Origin of the sequence: Schaalia cardiffensis F0333 (assembly GCF_005886435.1) — a bacterium.
Lineage (GTDB): Bacteria > Actinomycetota > Actinomycetes > Actinomycetales > Actinomycetaceae > Pauljensenia > Pauljensenia cardiffensis.
In genome coordinates, this window is the sequence record NZ_CP040505.1 from 2,157,132 (window position 1) to 2,176,072 (window position 18,941).

The window sequence follows — 18,941 nt, forward strand, 5'->3', positions numbered from 1 at the left end:
AGTCGGGCCTTCGGACCCGACGATTCACCTGTGTAATTCTACCAAAAGCACCTTTTGGGGCCTTTTTTCCACTGGCTGTGCGCCTTCCTTCATATAATGTCTGAGCTGCGAGAACACTCGTGTGACGAGGGCCACTGGCGTGCTCGGCGATCCGGAGCGGAAACTCTCGTGGAAAAAGCGGGTTCCGCTTGCCTCATCCGTAGGTGTCTCGAGGGCCACGGCCGGGCACCGAGAGCGGCCCTTTTCGCCACGAGGGCGCGACCGGGCCACGGATGATGACCTGCGTGACGACTCCCGGGCCGACTTCTTCGTCGATGCGTCTCTCGATCGTGGCGAGCAGCAGGTGTAATTGTTTTGCCCATGCGGTCGACGAGCATCGGATGATCAGCGTCTGGTTCTCGAAGGTCTCCACTTCGGAGTGTTCGGCGACTTGGGGGCCGACAATCGCCGGCCATTTCGCCATGATCGACCCCATTTTCGTTGGCGTATCCCATTGGTTCTTCTTCACCATTGACGCCAGCACGGAGCCGATCGGCCTCGAGTCCCTGAACTTCAGGTGCATCGCCGCCATTCCTGGAGCTTTCGCCCATTTCGAGCGCGCGCGGATCCTCGCCCGCTCCAATGCATGCAGATCGCCCCTGAACTCACCCAAGGCCCCGGTATCACCGGGCTTATCGTGGACTCCCCCACCATCCTCGCCTGTTTCCTCGGCCTCGGCTCCACCTGACTCATTTCCTTGTCCAAGTTCAATGGCTGAGGCCTCAGAAGTGCCGGTCAAAGAGCCGAGGGAGGGGCGGGTCTCTTCAAGGCCCCAGCTCGGCGCGGCAGAGCGGACATAGCCCTTCGCCCGGGCGATCCTTTGGGCCTGCGCCAAAGCTCTGGCGAGGTATTCTTCGCCGATTCGAGTTCCCGCAGGATCTGGGTCACCCATCGGATCGCTGTTCACAGGTGGATCGGGAGTCACGAGGCCGCCACCGTATCCGCTTCAGGCACAAAAGCCTCATCCTTTGGACTCGAGGCGGAAGCAGGAATCTCAGCTCTGCGTTCACCCTTGCTCTCAGCATCCTCGCCGGTAGCGGGATCGACACCCCCAAGGACATCGGGCTTGACACTTTCGCAAACACCGGAGCTTTCGTTCTCAGCTGCGCCGGATTCATGACTGTCGGAAGTTGCGGATTCAACATTCACGGTAGTTGTGGGCTTAGCGCTATCGGAGACGCTGGGTTTGACACCCTCGCTGACGCTGGGCTCAAAGCCCTCGGAACCACTGGGGTCTTCGCTCTCGACGAGGCCAGGCTCAGCGCTTTCCTTAGCTCCAGGCTCTTCGAGGAGGACCTGGGATCCGGTCCTCGGATCCCAGTGGATTTTCAGCACATGCGAATCCAACTCGGGGGGAACATCAGCTTCAACGGCGGCCGTAATGATCACCTGGTCTGCGGCATTGATGCGGGTCGCCAGGCCTGCCCGGCGTTTGGAGTCGAGCTCTGCGAACACGTCATCGAGGATCAATATGGGCGTCTGCCCGTCAAGGCGCAGAAGATCGAAGCATCCCAATCTCAAGGCGAGTGCAACCGACCAGGACTCGCCATGACTCGCGAATCCTTTCACGGGCATGCGTCCAAGCTTCAAGCCCAGGTCGTCACGATGAGCGCCCACAAGATTCACTCCACGCTCAATCTCTTGGTCGCGCATCCTGTCGAAAGCCGCGAGAAGGCGACGCTGCTGCGCTTCAACATCACCGAGATCACCACTACCAGGATCATCCGGATTCGTCCCGATTGTCCGATCAATGGAAGCGTCGAAGGAGAGTTCGAGGTGACGATGAGAATCGGCGACATCATCATAGGCCCTAGCCGCAGGCTCGGACAGGAGTGAAGCAACCTTGAAACGGGTGGCGCTGACCTTCGCTGAGAGTTCCGCGAAGCGTTCATCCCATACCTCGATTGTCGACAAATCCGGGGTCCGGCCGCGCCGCAGTTGAGACTGCGCGTGTTTCATGATTGCGGCTCGTTGACGCAAAACCCGATCAAAGTCTGCTTTGATCTGCGCATACAGGGGATGCATCTGAATGGCGATCTCATCGAGGAAGGCTCTTCGCACACTCGGGTCACCTCGGACGAGTTGCAGGTCTTCCGGGGCGAACACGACGGTGCGGACAAGGCCGAGGATTTCGCGGGGACGAACATTCGCCCGGTTGATGCGCGCACGATTCGCTTTGCCGCGCACAATCTCGAGTTCCACGACCTGTTCACGATCCTCATCACGCACGGTCTTCACGCGGACAAAAGCTCTGGCAGGCGCAGGCTCTTCCTCGTGAGTGGGAATGCGTACGAGCGACCCTTCAGCGGAGACGCGGTGCGAAGAGAAAGTCGACAGGTAGGCGATCGCTTCAACGAGGTTCGTCTTGCCTTGGCCGTTGTGGCCGAGGAAGACAAGAGGGCCTGCGGGCAGCTCGAGGACGACGCGCTTCCACGAGCGAAAATCGTCGAGCGCGAGGTGCGAGACCCGCATCTGTCACACGCCGAAGCGAATCGGCATGAGGAGATAACGGAAGGTCGTGACCTCGCCCTCGTCGGCCTTCGTCTGACCGGTCATGACGGCCGGCTTATTCGGGTGGGTGAAGCCGAAGCGCACGTAGTCCGTGTCCATGACCGAGAGGCCATCGATGAGGAACTGGGGGTTGAAGGCGGTCGCAATGTCTTCGCCATACAGGCTCGCTTCGAGTGCTTCGGAGGCTTGAGCATTGTCACCCTGTCCGGCTTCGAGAACGAGGCTGCCATCCGTGAAGGAGAGTCGGACGGAGGTTTTTCGCTCGGCGACGAGGGACATGCGCTTCACAGCTTCGAGGAGCGTATGACGATCGCACACCGCCTGGATCGGAGTCGATTCGGGGAAGAGTCGGCGAACCGGCGGGTAGTCGCCGTCCATCAGGGTTGAGGTGGTGCGACGGCCCGAGGCTTCAAAGCCGATCAGCGAGGATGCTCCTTGCTGGGAGGAGTCCGAGATGCCGAGTTCAACTGTTTCACCTGAGGTCATCGACTTTGCGACATCTTGCAAGATGCGAGCCTTTACGAGGGCGATGTGCTCGAAGGCGGGATCTGCGGGGGTCCATTCGAGCTCACGCATCGCAAGACGGTAACGGTCGGTCGCAAGGAATGTCATGTGCTCGCCGTCGATCTCCATGCGCACACCGGTGAGCAGAGGCAGAGTATCGTCCCTGGACGCTGCGATCGACACTTGGGAGACAGCCTGGGAGAGGACCTGGGAGTCGACGGTGCCCGCGGTTTGCGGCTGGGCAGGAAGGAGCGGGTACTCGTCAAGAGGCATGACTGCGAGAGTGAAGTGTGAAGAACCGCAGGTGAGCTTCACTTTTTGACCGTCGAGTTCGATTGTGACGGGCTTGTTCGGAAGGGACTTCGAAATGTCTGCGAGGAGGCGACCAGAAACGAGGACTTCGCCCGCCTCTTCAACGGTCGCGGGAATGTGGGAGTTCGCGGAAACCTCGTAGTCGAAAGAAGAAAGGGTAAGTTCTTCGGCCTCAGCCTGGATGCGCACGCCCGCGAGGATCGGTGTGGCCGGGCGAACGGGCAAGGCACGGGCGGTCCACGAAACTGCTTCTGCGAGAACGTCGCGGGCGACGGTGAACTTCATTCCGGCCTCCGTGAGAACAAGACGATATGCCTCCCTACTCTACCCGTGATCTTCGCTTCTTTGACACTGTGAAGAAGAAAGCACTGATCGGCGGCGTATTCAGCACGCCCTTGAGTGTGGGGCAGGGGTTCATAACGCTGTGATCTGAAGTCCGGTAGTGAGAAGCGAAGTTCAGCGAGGTCGGGGCGGAGCTTGTGGTGATGGGGTTTTTCTTGTCATTCAAATGACAAAAGATCCTTCATCATCAGCTGTGTGGACACTGTGGAAACACGGACTTATCCCTGCAAATTACAGGTTTTCACCCGTGCATCGAGTCGGGGATGACTCTGGGGAGAGGGCACGTTGACCTGTGAATGACAAGAATCCTCGTTCGTCTGTGTCCACAGATCCTGAGGAGGCATCCACAGCGGGGGATGCTTAGTGCACTGAGGAACTCACAGAGCCTGTGCACGAGTTTCACTCCCGTGTGTTCCTCTGCACGACTCCCCGTTCGGGTTTCAGTCGCCCCGGGCCTTCTTCTTGATGCGGTTCGTCAGCTCCGAGACATGGTTGAAGGTCTCGCGCTTTTCCTTCATGAGGGCGAGGATCTTTTTATTCGCGTGGATCACGGTCGTGTGATCGCGCCCGAAAGCCTGGCCAATCTTCGGCAGCGACAGATCCGTCAGTTCGCGGCACAGGTACATGGCGATCTGACGGGCTTCGACGACCGCGTGGGAGCGATCCGTGGAGCACAACTGGTCAATGGTGACGCCGAAATATGCGGCGCACTGGCCCATGATGAGGGCGACCGTGATCTCATTGTCGTCCGGGTCGGAGACATAGTCCTTGAGCATCATCTCTGCGAGGGAGATATCGATGCGTTCCTTCGTGAGGTTCGCGTAGGCGACGACACGCACGAGGGCGCCCTCGAGCTCGCGAATGTTCGAGGAGATTCTCGAGGCAATAAACTCGAAGACCTCAGGTTGGATCTCGAGGGCGTCAGTGGCGGCCTTTTTCTGGAGGATCGCGATACGTGTCTCGAGATCTGGTGGCTGAACATCAACGAGGAGGCCCGATCCGAAGCGCGAAGTGAGTCTCTCTTCGAAGCCATTGAGGTAGTTCGGGTGGACATCGGAAGTGATGACGATCTGCTTATCAGCTTCGTACAGGGCGTTAAAGGTGTGGAAGAAGCCCTCCATCGTCTGCTCTTTATCCCCAATGAACTGGATGTCGTCAATGAGGAGGATGTCGAGTTCGCGGTAGCGGCGATGAAACTCCTCGACGGCGGAGTTATCGGTCTTGTTCAGTCGGATCGCGTTGATGAACTCGTTCGTGAACTCTTCAGAGTTGACGTAGCGGACTTTGAGCTTGGGGTAGAGCGAGAGCGCATAGTGGCCGATCGCATGCAAAAGGTGAGTCTTGCCCAAGCCCGAATCACCGTAGATGAACAGGGGGTTGAAGGAGGAGCCCGGTGATTCTGATGCGGCCAATGCGGCGGCGTGGGCGAAACGGTTCGAGGGGCCAATGACGAAGGTGTCGAAGGTGTACTTCGAGTTCAATCGGGTTGGCTGCCCGCCAAAATCCGCGGGAGCCCCAGCCGCAGTCGCTGGGGTCGGGGTCGACGTTGACGCTGAAGCTGGGGACTGTGTGGCTGGGATGGCTGATTGCGCTGGGGAGTGCACTGGAGTCGCAGGGCCATCCTCTTCGGCCTCGTCATCTTCAGCGGCGAAGGAGGGATCGACCGTGATAGCGATGCGGATCTTCTTTCCGAGAGTTTCGGATAGAGCCGTGGTCACTTCGCTCGAGGCTTTGGATTCGATCCAGGTCTTTGTGAACTCGGAGGGAACGGCGAGGAGGATGGTGCCTTCGATGTTGCCGAGAGGAGTGGCGCTCCTCAGATAGGTCGCGGCTGCGGGGCCCAAATCATGAGTGGAGACGGCGTCAAGTGCTTTGAGCCATGCATCGGCCAGGGATGTCGTCTCCACGTGAAGTCCTCCAGAATCGATCTTCAGTGATGTCAATCACCGGATCATAGCTTCGAATGGGCGATCCGGTCGCATGCCACTGTATCTGTCCCCAGGCGCATTCACAGTCTGGGGATGAAACTGTGGAAAGAGATCTGCGAATCACATAAATGTAGTTACATCAATGGGTTGCGGCGATTCTGCGGAAAGAGGGTTTTCCACAGCCGTGTGGACGCCGAAGCTCCATTCACACAATGTGGACAGAAGAGTCCACAGAGAATTCCACAGGTGTGGACACGGGGAGTGCGTCACAACGAGCTCGGGCGCGTTGACTCACTCCCCCACTCCCCCTAACCTAGGTGTCTGTCTGTGCCCGAAATTCGGGCATGCCATCGATTCCTGCGCAGGTCGTCTGCGGTGGGATCGCCACCAAACGACCGATGAGTGGTGGATAGCCGTCCACCACTTTCGCCGAGGAGAACTGCAGTGACCACCAAGCGGACCTTCCAGCCCAACAACCGTCGTCGTTCCAAGACGCACGGCTTCCGCCTGCGCATGAGCACCCGCGCCGGCCGCGCCATCCTGGCTGCCCGCCGTCGTAAGGGTCGCGCCAAGCTGTCCGCCTGAGACCGCACTGGTGCTGCCTCGCGCACACCGGATGGTCGATCCTGAAGATTTCCGCCTCACTTTCCGAAAGGGAGCACGAGCCGGGAACCCGGTCCTGATCGTCCACGCTCGAACCGACGAGGAAGGCAATGACCGCCTCGTCGGTTTCGTCGTGCCTAAGAGGGAGATCAAAAGGGCCAACGGGCGTAACCGTGTGAAAAGGCGGCTTCGACATCTCATGAGAGAACGCCTCGACACCCTGCCTGAGGGGAGCAGAGTCGTCGTCAGAGCCAGCGGCAAAGCACTCGAACTCAACTCACACCAGCTCGCCCACCATCTCGATTCCGCTCTCGAAAGAGCCTGGAAACGCTGGGATTCCACATGTTGATTCCCACTCCGAGCGCACTCGTGCGAATGGTGTTCACCGCTCCAATCCGCCTCTACCAGCAGTTCCTCTCACCGGCGCTCGGACCGCGCTGCCGCTACTCGCCAAGCTGCTCGGCCTATACCCTCCAAGCGATTGAAACTCACGGAGCGATTAAGGGCATAGTGCTGGGGTGCTGGCGGCTCCTCAGATGCAACCCTTGGAGTCTTGGCGGTGTCGACCATGTCCCCGAAAAGGGACGATGGACCCCGGATCCGTGGATTCCTCCCGAAGACTGGGTCGGCAACGCAATCATCGAAAGGCCCCTGCCCATGGGCATGAGCCCGAATATGGAGAGCAAGGACAGCATCGACCTCGAAGACGAGGGCCGGGAAGTGTCGATCCGCCCCGGCAGCGTGCACCACCCCATTGACGAGGCACACAGCCCCGACCTCGTCCCCGAAAACCACCCGGCGAAAGCCGGACAATCGAAGGGCGCCCCTGGCGTCCGCACATCCTGAAGGAGAACACATGTTCGACAAGATCCTTCATCCCTTCGCCGTCGCGGTGGCGTGGGTATGGGTAAAGATCCACGACTTCCTCGTCCTACTCGGATTCTCCTCCGGATCCGGCGTGGCATGGGTGATTTCGATTGTCCTGCTCACGATCATCGTGAGGATCTTGATCCTGCCGCTGTTCCTCAAGCAGATCAAGAGTTCGCGGGCCATGCAGGCCATTCAGCCGGAAGTGAAGCTTCTCCAAGAGAAGTACAAGGGTAAAACCGATCAGGCTTCGCGCGTCAAACAAAGCGAAGAGACACAAGCCCTGTACAAGAAGTACGGCGTCAGCCCCTTTGCATCCTGCCTTCCGCTCCTCGTTCAACTTCCCATCCTCTTTGCGATGTACCGCGCGATCTACGCGGTGAAGGACCTCGCGGCCGGCACCTACACCTACGCGGGCATCGAGGCCGATCGCCTCGGACCGATCACCCAGGAACTGGCCTCCTCCATTAACGGCTCAACCGTTTTTGGCGTGCCCCTCTCGCACACAATCACCTCAGGTGATGGCATCGCAGCGATCATCGTTTTCGTCATCCTCATCGGCGCGATGATGGTCCTCCAGTTCTTCTCCATGAGGATCTCCATGGTGCGCAATATGCCGCCGATGGACTCGAACAATCCGATGATGCAATCGCAAAAGTCGATGCTCTACGTCATGCCGCTCATGTACCTCTTCTCCGGCGGCTTCTTCCAGATGGGCGTCATCATCTACATGGTCACAGCAGCCCTATGGGCGATTGCGCAGACCTACTGGACGATCAAGGTCATGCCCACCCCGGGTTCTTCCGCTTACGAGGAACTCCTCAAGCATCGTCACGACAAGTACCTCGAATGGGCCAAGCCCTTCTTCGCATCCTACGACGAGGCCCGCTCTGCGCTGCCCTCCGCCGCGGATGATGCCCAAGTCCTTGAGCTCAATGAGAAAACCTTCACTGAGGCAGCCGCTCAGGCGAAGAAGCTGAAGGTCGCGACCGACTTCCCCGAGTCTATGAGCCCCGGTGAGAAGGTGTCGATTTTGCGCAATCTAGCGAGCCAGGAATGGACGACCCTGCCCGATGAGGTCTGGATGCGCACGCTTCGCGTGGCCGCCGAAAAGGCCGAGGAACGCCGCAATCAGCAGGTCAAGCGCGAGCAGAACAAGCGTTTGTCCCGCGAAGAACGCCAAACCAAGGCTCAGCGCCAGCGCGCCGAAGAAGCCCGCAAGGACAGTGCCTCTGACAATCCAGCCGGATTGAGTGCCGAGGAGATCGAGCGCCGCCGTCAGGAGCGTCGCAAGGCCCGTCGCAAGCAGAACAAGAAGAAGGGCCACTGAGCCTTAACACGAGGGCTCAGGCACCCTCGTCCCCCAGCCATCTAGCCCTGTTGAATTGGGAGAACACTCATGACTGAGAACACCAGCACGGACAAGCTCACCCGCCTCGAGGAGGAGGGTGAACTCGCCGCCGACTACCTTGAAGAACTTCTCGACATTGCCGACCTCGACGGCGATATCGAGATCGATGTGGAGAACGGGCGCGCAAGCGTTGAGATCATCTCCGAGCACTCCTCTGGCCTGGATCGTCTTGTCGGTGAAGACGGAGAGATCCTCGACGCCCTCCAAGAGCTCACCCGCCTTGCGGTCCAGACTGAAACTGGTGAGCGTTCGCGCCTCATGCTCGACATTGCCGGCTTTCGCGCCGAACGCAAGGCCGAGCTCCAGGACCTCACCATGGAGGCGATCGCACGCCTTCGTGCCACTGGCGAAGCGCAAAAGCTCGAGGCGATGAACCCCTTCGAACGCAAGGTCTGCCACGACGTTGTCGCCGAAGAGGGCTTCCTTTCCGAGTCAGAAGGCGCCGAACCTCACCGTTGCGTCGTCATCTTGCCCGCTGAAGAGGACGAGGTCGAAGAGGCGGAGACTGAGGGGTCCGAGGAAGAGTGAACAACCTCAAGGGGGTTGATGACCCCACTCTCAAGGGGGTTGGTAACCCCCCTTCGTCGAAGGAACAGACTCAACTTGAGGACCCTGCGACCCTTGCCGTTCCAGATCCCCTTAAGCGTAAAGTCGGTGATCCCTTCGAGCCTGAGCAGCCCACGGAAGCAGTCAAAGAGTTCTTCGGCTCGGCATTCGCCGATGTTGAGGAATACGTTCACATGCTCGAAGAAGAGGGTGAGCTTCGCGGCCTCGTCGGACCACGGGAAATGCCTCGACTCTGGTCGCGTCACGCGGTGAACGCTGCCGCTGTCTTGGACTTCCTTCCCCGCAAGGGCCAAGTTCTCGACATCGGCTCTGGCGCCGGCCTTCCGGGGATCGTCATCGCGATTTGCCGACCTGATCTCGATGTTCACCTTGCCGAACCGATGCAGCGCCGCTGCGAATGGCTTTTCGATGTCGTGGAGAACCTCGGCTTGGACAATGTGACGATCCACCAGGCCCGCGCCGAAGAACTCAGGGGCAAAGGGCAGGCCGATGTCATCACAGCCCGCGCAGTTGCCAACATGTCAAAGCTCATCCGCATGACGACCCGTTTAATCGCTCCAGGTGGTTCCCTCATGGCTCTTAAGGGGCGCCGCGCCGCCATCGAGATTGAAGAGGCCGCTAAGGAACTCAAGAGCCACCATCTGCGCGCTGAGATCCATGAGGTCCCATCGATTATGGAGGACGAATCCACATACGTGGTGGTCTGCAAGCGTCAGAAGTAGGCCGGGTTGAGAGTGAGAGCGAAAAGCGAGGTGAAGCCCGGGCTCACGGCGGGGTCGGAGCTCAATGCTGAGTCGCCGAGGTCTGATTTGCGGCGAGTTGCGGGACGAGGCCGGAGGCGTATGCCCGTGTGAGGACTGAGGTGTGTGTTGGCACGGGGCCGGGGTGTGCAGCTGGGCTGAGTCCGGAGGCGCGTAGCGGGGCGAAGTTCTTGGCATATGTCGCTGTGGGGGCGGAGGAGTGTGCCGGGACGGGGCCCTTGGCGTACGCCGGTGTGATATGCGGCGTGAGAGCCGCAGTGAGGTCGGTAGCGAAATCGGGGAAAACGCTTCGGGGCCGTGAGATCCGAGGTGTCTGCCAGGTGAGAAGTGGGATCAGATCTGTGGCGAGATCCGGGGAGTAGGCCGAGACTCACTCCTTGCTCGAGACATGCCCTCTGTGTTTACCCCGATCTGGGACCTGGTCGAGGCCGAAGAGGTTATCCACAGGGGATGTGTCGTCGATCATCCTGAGGTGGGCACGCAGGCGGTCTCACTACTTGCCCACGCGGCCACGTACACTGGGCGGGGCATCAAACGGAAGGGAAGAGAGTGAGCAACCCGAAGAGTCAGGATACTCCCCTGCTCTCCCAGATCGAGCAGAACATGCACGATCAGAGAATGCTTGATAACGCATCTTTCGGTCGGCCTTCACGCACACGCGTCATCGCGGTCGCAAATCAGAAGGGCGGGGTCGGTAAGACCACGACAGCAGTGAATCTCGCTGCCGCACTCGCCCTCGGAGGGCTTTCGGTCGTGGTCGTGGATGCGGATGCCCAAGGTAACGCTTCGAGTGCTTTCAGCATCGAGCATTGCGCAGGAACTCCCTCAACCTACGATGTGCTCATCGGCGGTGCCGCCCTAGCCGATGTTTTGCAAGAGTGCCCCGATATAGAAGGTCTTCGCGTTTGCCCAGCGACGATTGACCTTTCAGGTGCAGAGATTGAACTCGTGGATCTACCGAGGCGTGAGTTCCGTTTGGCTGAGGCAATGAAGGAGTTTCTCTCCATCACGCGCGATGTTGACGTCGTCATTGTCGATTGTCCCCCCTCTCTTGGACTCGTGACTCTCAATGTCATGGTCTCTGCAGATGAGGTTCTCATTCCGATTCAAACGGAGTATTACGCGCTGGAGGGCTTGAGCCAGTTGTGGAACACGATTGAGCGGATTCGGAGCGAACTCAATCCAAAGCTTCACGTGTCGACGATGCTTTTGACGATGTTTGATCGGCGTACTCGCCTCTCCGAAGAGGTTGAAGCCGAAGTTCGAGCGCATTTCCCCGCCCTTACTTTGAACACGGTCATTCCTCGTTCGGTGAGGATCTCCGAAGCGCCGAGCTTCGGCCAATCGATCATCACTTACGAGCCTCGAAACACAGGGGCCCTTGCCTACCGGAAGGCTGCCCTCGAGTTGAGTTTGAGATTCGCGCAGGACTGAGGAGGAGAGCCGAGGGTGGTGCTCAAAGCGGAGTTGAAGGAAACTTTGGCGATTTTTGGTTCGGCTTTGACTAAGTGAGCCTCTGATATTCTGCTCTGCTCTGCCCTGGTCTGCCCTGGTCTGCCCTGGTCTCGTCGGGTCTGGTCTGCTCCGGCCTGGGATGAGTGATTGTCTTCCGGTGTTGTCGTTGCCTGAACATTCGTCTGAGATCGCAATCTCTGAAACGTCATTCGAGCAGCGTATTGTGCCGAGTGTCTAGACAATGTTGAACCTCGGGGGATCTGTTCTCAGAGCATCGCTGTTCTCAGCGGAGCCTTGGAGTGGAGGCTCGCATAGTTGTGTACACGTTTGATGGTCGGTCCTCCTATCGGATATCGGTCGACGCACCTCGTAATCGTTCCGTTGTGAATCTCGAGGAATGTTGATTCTAGGGAGGAACTTGTCGAGGTCTTGAGCAAGAGTCGGCATTGAGAAGCAATTGAGGATTCACGACCGCAGTAGTAGAAGGAGTAATTGTGCCGAATCGTCTTTGACTTGGATTGATTCATATGGAACGTTTCATTTAACGGGATCTGAGGACGCACCTCTCTTCGTTTTCGTATTGAGCTTGTGCGTTTGAGTTTTTGTCGCTACAGAGTCCAACTGATGCTCAGAGATGATCGCAGGATTTTATGAGAACGTTTATCACCTTGAGTGTTTCACGTGAAACACTTCGGCGCTTCTGCCCCTGTCTCAGGCGCTGTTCTTGGCGGGCGGCATCTCCGCGCGCTACTTCGGAATGAGCAACTCGGTGTGATCTGCGGATATATGGAAGAGGAGGCGGTCTTCTCAGATTGATTGCTTGAGGACCGAGCGAAGAAGGTTGAGATCGCCGAAGTGCAGGGATAACAGCAAAGAGCTGTAAGAAGGCAATAACTCATGAACATCCGCAGGAGCGCTCCTTTGGATGCAACTGCGAGCACGAGCTTCACCTCGGAGGGCATCTCCGAAGAGGCGGGGCCGGAGGGTATCTCGCTTGTCTGTTCACGGCGAAGCTAAGTCGTCGCGGTCGCGGGGGCATCTGGCGTCAATGACAGTGCAATGTGGTGATAAGCCGAATGGACGATCAGGCGGTGGTGAGCTTTGGACACCGGGATATGGCGCCCGTAGCGCAGAGCTCCGCAAAGAATAACGAATGAATAGCGTTCTTGGAGGAGGAGCCCTATACCTGAGTAGATTCACCCATTGAGCAACAGCGCCTCTTCAATGGTGCGGAGTGAATGCATGAGTTTCGCTGAGTGTCCAATGGGAGGAAGTCGTTCAAACCAGGCCTTGGAGAGTCTTTCTCATAGGCGGTTCGGGGGAGACAAAAGGCTAAGCAATGAAAGCTGATTTTGGCTGACGAACGGCAACGAAGAAGTCGTCGCTCTCCTCTTTGAAGAGCTGCACCTTGGTTGTCGTGCTGCTGCCGCAAGGGCCGGGGAAGCCCCGCCTTCGAAGACGCAGATAGTGTTCTTATTCGTAGATGCACAGCGAAGCTAGTGTCCACAGTGAGTTCCATCCCGGATGAGGATCGTTGTTTCACGTGAAACAATGGAGTTCGATTCAAGGAGGATACGGATGTCTCAGAAGAAGTCTCCCCGTGGCGCGGGCCGTCATTCAGCGCTCGGACGTGGGCTTGGTGCACTGATTCCGACGCAGGTTGACGAAGTCAATGTCGAGGAATCGTCGCAGGTAGATCCTCTTGACGTCTTCTTCCCCGCACGTCCGAATACCACTGCACGTCAAAGAGGCGGTTCCGCAAAAGGTCTGCTTGTACCGAAGGCCGCAACATCGAAGACCCCCACCTCAAGGAAGACAAGAGTGAGCTCCTCGGGCTCGCCTCTCACCGAGTTCGAACCTCCTGCCAAAGAACTTCAGGAGGTTGCAGAAGTTGAGGAGACTGCTCCAAGAAGCCCCAACAAGAAAGCCTCCGACGCAACACATGCCAGCACTAAGATGCTCGGCTCCACCGGTTCAAAGCCGAGAACTACTCATTACAACGCCGAAGCCCAGCGAGAGGTTTCAGCTAAAAGTCGATTTGCTTCGCAGCAGGATCTCAGCACCACCGCTAAGAAGACGGACGCGATGCTCGAAGAGCAGACCAGTACAACAGCCGAAAAACGATCGGGCACGGGGTCATCTTCCACTGCTGAAGAACAACCGCGGGCCGCACTTTCATCGGTTCTCTTAGACGATGCTCTGAAGGATGCTTCAGCTCAGTCCTGCAATAGTGTTTCACGTGAAACATCGGATGAGCTTCTTCCCGTGCCCGGCGCGAGCTTTGCCGAGATTCCACTCTCGTATATCGTTCCGAACACCCGTCAGCCTCGTGAAGTGTTCGACGAAGATGATTTGGCTGAGCTCCGAGATTCGGTTCTCGAGGTCGGAATCCTCCAGCCCATCGTTGTTCGTCCGATCGACTTCACAGCTGACATGTCCAAGGGGTTGGAAGAAAGCCTGGAGGAGAAGCCTGAGGCACGCTTTGAGCTCATCATGGGTGAGCGTCGACTTCGAGCGGCTGAACTCGCAGGGCTCGACAGGGTTCCAGCAATCATTCGACAAACTGAAGACCAAGACCTCCTGAGAGATGCTCTACTCGAAAATCTTCACCGAGCCCAGCTCAATCCGCTTGAAGAGGCATCTGCATACCAGCAGCTCATGGCAGATTTTGGGGCCACACAGGAGGAGTTGTCGAAGAAAATTGCACGTTCACGCCCGCAGATTGCCAACACCCTCCGTCTCCTGAAGCTTCCGCCCACAGTTCAAAAGAAAGTCGCGGCGCAAGTGATCTCCGCTGGGCACGCGAGGGCACTTCTTTCCCTTGAAACGGTCGAGGATATGGAGCTTCTGGCTGATCGTATCGTTGCGGAGGGTCTCTCTGTTCGCACAACTGAGGAGCTTGTTCGACTTGGACGCGCTAAGGCCGCACCTCGTCCTCGTACCCGAACGCGTCCTGTCATTTCTGCACTCGGCGAGCAGGTTGTTTCCGCACTTCAGGATGCCTATGAAACCCGGGTAAGTATCACCGAAGGAGCCAAGAAAGGCAGGATCGTCATCGAATTTGCGGGTCCTGAAGATCTTCGCCGAATCGCAGACTTAATTTCTGCACAACACTAAAACTCAAAGACTAAAGTGCCGCTAGGCCCCTCATGCCTGCCCGTTCTAATGGCCACCTTGACCTCGTGCGATTCACCACTAAAGTGGTCGCATCGAAGCGGAGACGCGAGAATGGACGCACATGCACTGACAAGGAGGCGTACATGGTCGAGTCTTCGGCACCCATCACGGCCTTCTTCGATGTTGGTGGGGTGATTGTCAACTCCCATCCCAGTGCTCAACACATTGCAAGCCTCATTGGCGATGGACGACAGTCTCTTGTGAACTTCGTTGATCAGGCGATGTGGGCGCATCGTGACGGGTATGACGCGGGCGCCTCCGACCGCGAGTTCTGGGACCGAGTCGCAGGTGACTGCGGGAAGCCTGCAGTAACTGATGAGCTTCTTGAAACCCTTGTCGAATACGACTCAATGCGCGTTCACCAGCCAGTTCCTGAAACAATTGAGCTACTGAAGGACTTGCATGCCCAAGGAATCCGCCTGGGGATCCTTTCGAATGCTCCACGTCCGATCGCGAATGAGATTCGGCGAACTCAGTGGGCCCAGTATTTCGAGAGCTTCACTTTTTCCTGTGACACCGCGTGCTGCAAGCCCGATCGACCAATCTACCGAGCTGCCCTTGAAGCGATGGGGATCGAGGCTAAGGAAGCGGTCTTCTTCGATGACCGGAAGAAGAACATCAGAGCGGCCGAGTTGCTTGGCATTCGCGGAATCATGTGGACGAATGCCGAACTCGCGCGCCGTGATCTCATTGACCTCGGAATGCTCGCTTAAGCCGTTCTGCTCCTCGCGCGTATGCAATAGAAAAAGCTAGGCAGAGGCAAGACAAAAGTAGGGTCCCACATAGTAGTGCGAGCGCTTGTTGAACTAGCTGCCCAGGACCTAGGCGCGGGCAGATCGATGCAGCCGGGTTGGATATTCTCGCTGTGTTGCTCAATGAATCGGGCTAGCCATGGGTGGACTGCACGTCGGAACGAAGCAAAAATCCCTCAGAGGCAAAATAGCTCGGAACAGGCAGCTTGCCGACGAGTCAATAGGGAGGGTTCGCACTCTGGCCCCCACGAGATTGGAACAGAGGTGGAGATGGGAGCGGTGGCGGGGGCAAGAGGTCCGGGCTAAACGACATCCCAACTGCCCAATCTGTCGGCTTAGACAGAAGAATCGTGCGGGCCGGTACATCGGCTGAGACAGAAACATCGTGCTCACCGATAGCCCGGGTTCACCGATGGGAAGACGTAGCTGAGGGGATAGGTCGCTGGAATCCTCTATGATCTCTCGAATACAGCGGAAATGGCGGAGTCGAGGGAGAGGGGTGATCTTGATGCGCAGAGCCTGCCGCAGACATGGAGATTTAGCGCAGCTTGAGCGTAGAGCCCAAAATCCCCGATCCTGAACCAACAGCACGAACGAAGAAGGCGTACATAGTTCGCTCGAAGCCCCGTCGATACCATTGAGGGGCAGCAGAGGCCCGGTCTCAGGGAAGATACGCACGTTCCGTAGAGTTCAGATGCAGTGCCGCCACAACACCCAAGTGAAGCGGAAAAACCCACACTGGATTCGGCAGTGACTCCAAAAAGCCCCTCTCCCGCCTCAGGAGCTATTCGCCGTCATGCGAGGACGCTTGAAGCCGCAACCCTCTTGTGAACTGTGGGCGTCGGCTAAAGGAAAGAGAGGCTATTGGCGAGCAGTGGCTGCGAACGGCCAATTGTCTTCGACAACTCCTCCAGGTGTGTTGAGCTCAGTCTTCTGCGTCCTCGGAGGCGATTCCATCCTCGGAAAGAATTCCCTCCTCTGAGCCCATTTCGTCCTCGTCAATGACAGGCCGTCCTGCTGCAACGAAGTCAACGATTCGGCAGCACAATTCTGCGAAACTGCCTGCGTTCTCCGCAGCAAGGGGGAGGAGGGAGGTGTCGGTCATGCCGGGCGTGACATTCGCATCTATGAACCAGCATGTGCCCTCATCGTCGACGACGAAGTCAATACGGGACAGATCTCGCAAGCCCAAAATTGTATGCGCTTCGATTGCAGCTTCCCGAAGAACATCAAGCTCATCGCGCGTGAAGCGAGCCGGAACGAAATACTCGGTCTCATCGGTCGTGTAACGAGCGGCGTAGTCGTATTCACCAGTGTCCGTCGCGATCTCAACCGGAGGTAAAGCGAGCGGGCCCTCTTCGAGGTCTATAACGGAGACAGCGATGTCGCGTCCTTGAATGAACTCTTCTTTCATGATGTGCTCGCCATATGCGAATGCTTCAACCATCGCCGAACGCAACTCGGCGGGATCATGCACGGTTGAAATGCCGAGGGCGGAGCCGCCATCGGTCGGCTTGATGACCAGAGGAAAGGAGGTCTGCGCTTCGATAGCTTCGAGGACTTGAGAGGCACCAAGTTGACGGAAGAGAACCTGGGGGAGTGCTACCCAACCGGGAGTCTCAAAATCAGCAGCTCCGAGAAGTGCCTTAGCTGTTGGCTTATTCGATGCAAACTTTGCTTGTGTCGATGCTGAACCAACGAAGGGAACGCCAATTGCTTCGAGCAGTGTCTGAAGGGAGCCGTCCTCGCCAATAGAGCCGTGGACCAGAGGCCAGATCACATCGGGAGCGAACTCTTCAATGACTGAGAGGAGTCCTTGATCAACATCGCTGAGCCGAACCTCGTAGCCCGCCTCTTGGAGAATATTGGCAACTCGGCGACCGGAGCGAACGGACACGTCTCTTTCATGCGTGAGACCTCCGGCGATGATGAGGACCTTCGACTTCACGGTGTATCTCCTGTTCTCCTTCAATGCTTCATGCGAGTTCAGAATTGCGGTGTTTCACGTGAAACATTGAGTGTGAATCACTATAGGTGTTGGCCACAGAGTATGTGATGATCTGGAGTGTTCATAGGCAGCCATAGTCGCTCTGTTCAGCGAGCTCAGAGGGCATTGGGCGCAGGGGCAACACCCGGCCCGACCTCGTCGATGTCGTGTTTGTGGAAGCCGGCGCCGAACATATCCACGAGTTCTTTCTCGGCATTGACGACAGTCGACAACCTGCGCACGCCCTCGCGAATCTGCTCCGGCGTCGGATAGCAGAAGGACAGACGCATGTGGTCTGCGCCCTGACCGTCGTAGTAGAAGGCTGTACCGGAGACATAAGCGACCCGCGCACGAACAGCGCGAGGCAGCATGGACTTCGCATCGAGCCCTTCGGGCAGGGTCACCCAGGTGTAGAAGCCACCTTCGGGACGGGTCCATGAACAATTGGGCATGTATTCCTCGAGCGCGTTCAGCATCGCCTCGCAGCGCTCCGCATACATTGCACGGAAGGCCTTCACCTGCGAGTACCAGTCGTAGTCGCTCAGGTAATCGGCGATTGCCATTTGGCCGATCATCGAAGGCGAGAGGATCGCCGACTCGGACGCCAAGACGAGCTTGTCTCGAATCGCGTGGGGTGCGTAAGCCCAACCAATGCGGAAGCCGGGCGCAAACATCTTCGAGAAGGAACCGAGATAGACGACGCCTTCGGGGGAGAAGGATTTGAGTGCAGGCAGTGGATCGGCGTGAAAACCGAGGAGACCGTAGGGATTGTCCTCGAGAATGAGGACGTGCTCTCGCATGCAAATCTCAGCGATGAGCGGACGACGCTCCAAAGACAGAGTCACTCCCATTGGGTTGTGGAAGTTCGGAATCGTGTAGAGCATCTTGATCGTGCGCCCCGAAGCCCGAACATCGCGAATGACTTGCTCAAGAGCTTCGGGAATGATGCCCTCATCATCCATGGGGACGTGAACACAGTCCGCCTGTCTGGCGCGGAAAACGCCAAGCGCGCCCACATACGAGGGCGCTTCAAGCAAGATGACATCGCCCGGGTCGATGAAGAGCTCGGTCATCAGGTCAAGAGCTTGCTGAGAACCGGTCGTGATAACGACATCATCTGGGTCTGCTCCGACGATTCCCTCGTAGCTCATGACTTCGGTGATGCGTTCGCGCAAGACCTCCCAGCCCTGACCAGAGCCGTATTGCATTGCCTGTGCGCCCCGGGTGGAAATGAGGCGTTTCGCCGACTCTGCGAGGCGATCAAGAGGAAGGTCTTTCAAATTCGGCATGCCACCGGCGAGAGAGACGACCTCGGGGCGCGAGACAACGGAGAACAGAGCGCGGATCTCGGAAGCTCGCAGGTTATGAGCTCGTTCAGCGTAGGCATCGAACCACGGGTCGAGTCGATTTCCCTGCGGATTGCTGTCCGGATGCGCTGATGTGCTCACTGAACCTTCCTTACCTCGTTGATCGTTGCACTCGGGCCGAGCCGGTGGGGCAGCCGTTCGTGGCCTAAAGCCAGATCGGCGAGAGCCCTGGCTCCAGTCCCGGGCCCGGTGCGCCTATTCACAATGTTCGAGGTCGAGCCGTGGATCCTCAGGCTCCGACCTCGTGCCGCCGCCGAAAAGCTGGGAGGCTGACCGGCATACTAGGTGACGAGCTCCAGAAGCCGCGAGCCTGTCGGAGCGACACTCCACCTCAGTGTGCCATGTCACGGGCATCGAG

14 protein-coding genes and 2 pseudogenes are annotated in these 18,941 nt (G+C 57.9%); 9 read left to right on the forward strand and 7 right to left on the reverse strand.

Features of this window, described 5'->3' with window-relative positions:
* Positions 1 to 193: 193 nt before the first annotated feature.
* From FFA61_RS08855 to dnaA, 4 genes and pseudogenes are all read right to left on the reverse strand, one after another.
* Positions 194 to 964 (reverse strand): DciA family protein, encoded by a 771-nt coding sequence (locus FFA61_RS08855; protein WP_242600867.1) that lies wholly within the window; start codon positions 962 to 964, stop codon positions 194 to 196.
* Between the two features lie 368 nt (positions 965 to 1,332).
* Positions 1,333 to 2,511: pseudogene (recF, locus tag FFA61_RS08860) on the reverse strand (DNA replication/repair protein RecF); the annotation flags it as partial.
* Positions 2,512 to 2,514: 3 nt separating this feature from the next.
* On the reverse strand, positions 2,515 to 3,651 hold the full coding sequence (gene dnaN / locus FFA61_RS08865) for a DNA polymerase III subunit beta (RefSeq protein WP_005962760.1): 1,137 nt from the start codon (positions 3,649 to 3,651) through the stop codon (positions 2,515 to 2,517).
* A gap of 497 nt (positions 3,652 to 4,148) precedes the next feature.
* Positions 4,149 to 5,615, reverse strand: a complete 1,467-nt coding sequence (dnaA, locus tag FFA61_RS08870; protein ID WP_005962755.1) for a chromosomal replication initiator protein DnaA — start codon at positions 5,613 to 5,615, stop codon at positions 4,149 to 4,151.
* A gap of 465 nt (positions 5,616 to 6,080) precedes the next feature.
* Between dnaA and rpmH the strand changes: the two genes are divergently transcribed.
* The 7 genes and pseudogenes from rpmH (at position 6,081) to FFA61_RS08905 (ending at position 11,279) form a co-directional block, all read left to right on the forward strand.
* Positions 6,081 to 6,221 (forward strand): 50S ribosomal protein L34, encoded by a 141-nt coding sequence (gene rpmH, locus FFA61_RS08875; protein ID WP_003791379.1) that lies wholly within the window; start codon positions 6,081 to 6,083, stop codon positions 6,219 to 6,221.
* A 10-nt stretch (positions 6,222 to 6,231) separates the two neighbouring features.
* Positions 6,232 to 6,588: a ribonuclease P protein component gene (gene rnpA / locus FFA61_RS08880; protein WP_005962751.1), complete on the forward strand. Its 357-nt coding sequence runs from the start codon at positions 6,232 to 6,234 to the stop codon at positions 6,586 to 6,588.
* A pseudogene (gene yidD, locus FFA61_RS08885) lies at positions 6,582 to 6,911 on the forward strand (membrane protein insertion efficiency factor YidD); the annotation flags it as partial. The gene rnpA and the pseudogene yidD, both read left to right, overlap by 7 nt.
* A 184-nt stretch (positions 6,912 to 7,095) precedes the next feature.
* A complete protein-coding gene (gene yidC / locus FFA61_RS08890) occupies positions 7,096 to 8,436 on the forward strand; it encodes a membrane protein insertase YidC (protein ID WP_005962747.1) in 1,341 nt (446 codons plus the stop codon).
* Positions 8,437 to 8,505: 69 nt separating this feature from the next.
* The gene (locus FFA61_RS08895) at positions 8,506 to 9,045 is read left to right on the forward strand and encodes a Jag family protein (RefSeq protein ID WP_005962744.1); all 540 of its coding nucleotides are present in this window, start codon (positions 8,506 to 8,508) and stop codon (positions 9,043 to 9,045) included.
* Entirely contained in the window at positions 9,042 to 9,806 is a 765-nt protein-coding gene (gene rsmG, locus FFA61_RS08900; RefSeq protein WP_005962741.1) for a 16S rRNA (guanine(527)-N(7))-methyltransferase RsmG, read from the forward strand. The genes FFA61_RS08895 and rsmG overlap by 4 nt, the downstream gene beginning before the upstream one ends.
* 642 nt (positions 9,807 to 10,448) lie before the next feature.
* On the forward strand, positions 10,449 to 11,279 hold the full coding sequence (locus FFA61_RS08905) for a ParA family protein (RefSeq protein WP_051057846.1): 831 nt from the start codon (positions 10,449 to 10,451) through the stop codon (positions 11,277 to 11,279).
* 287 nt (positions 11,280 to 11,566) lie between these two features.
* Here the strand turns inward: FFA61_RS08905 and FFA61_RS08910 are convergent, their stop codons facing one another.
* Entirely contained in the window at positions 11,567 to 11,827 is a 261-nt protein-coding gene (locus tag FFA61_RS08910; protein WP_005962733.1) for a hypothetical protein, read from the reverse strand.
* A 1,051-nt stretch (positions 11,828 to 12,878) separates the two neighbouring features.
* Between FFA61_RS08910 and FFA61_RS08915 the strand changes: the two genes are divergently transcribed.
* Together FFA61_RS08915 and FFA61_RS08920 are read left to right on the forward strand one after the other, a co-directional pair.
* Positions 12,879 to 14,417, forward strand: a complete 1,539-nt coding sequence (locus FFA61_RS08915) for a ParB/RepB/Spo0J family partition protein (RefSeq protein ID WP_131247213.1) — start codon at positions 12,879 to 12,881, stop codon at positions 14,415 to 14,417.
* A 143-nt stretch (positions 14,418 to 14,560) separates the two neighbouring features.
* Complete coding sequence (locus tag FFA61_RS08920; protein WP_040313578.1) at positions 14,561 to 15,190, forward strand: HAD family hydrolase; 630 nt, start codon at positions 14,561 to 14,563, stop codon at positions 15,188 to 15,190.
* 964 nt (positions 15,191 to 16,154) lie between these two features.
* On the opposite strand, the gene FFA61_RS08925 is transcribed toward FFA61_RS08920, so the two are convergent.
* Positions 16,155 to 17,177: a D-alanine--D-alanine ligase family protein gene (locus FFA61_RS08925; RefSeq protein WP_040313577.1), complete on the reverse strand. Its 1,023-nt coding sequence runs from the start codon at positions 17,175 to 17,177 to the stop codon at positions 16,155 to 16,157.
* A gap of 155 nt (positions 17,178 to 17,332) precedes the next feature.
* Positions 17,333 to 18,664, reverse strand: a complete 1,332-nt coding sequence (locus FFA61_RS08930; protein WP_005962719.1) for an aminotransferase-like domain-containing protein — start codon at positions 18,662 to 18,664, stop codon at positions 17,333 to 17,335.
* Positions 18,665 to 18,941: the final 277 nt, after the last annotated feature.

What these genes read in the sequence shown, in the direction of transcription:
- dnaN (WP_005962760.1), bottom strand. Translation starts at nt 3,651, where the DNA reads ATGAAGTTCACCGTCGCCCGCGACGTTCTCGCAGAAGCAGTTTCGTGG.
- yidC (WP_005962747.1), top strand. Translation starts at nt 7,096, where the DNA reads ATGTTCGACAAGATCCTTCATCCCTTCGCCGTCGCGGTGGCGTGGGTA.
- FFA61_RS08895 (WP_005962744.1), top strand. Translation starts at nt 8,506, where the DNA reads ATGACTGAGAACACCAGCACGGACAAGCTCACCCGCCTCGAGGAGGAG.
- FFA61_RS08905 (WP_051057846.1), top strand. Translation starts at nt 10,449, where the DNA reads ATGCACGATCAGAGAATGCTTGATAACGCATCTTTCGGTCGGCCTTCA.
- FFA61_RS08910 (WP_005962733.1), bottom strand. Translation starts at nt 11,827, where the DNA reads ATGAATCAATCCAAGTCAAAGACGATTCGGCACAATTACTCCTTCTAC.
- FFA61_RS08915 (WP_131247213.1), top strand. Translation starts at nt 12,879, where the DNA reads ATGTCTCAGAAGAAGTCTCCCCGTGGCGCGGGCCGTCATTCAGCGCTC.
- FFA61_RS08920 (WP_040313578.1), top strand. Translation starts at nt 14,561, where the DNA reads ATGGTCGAGTCTTCGGCACCCATCACGGCCTTCTTCGATGTTGGTGGG.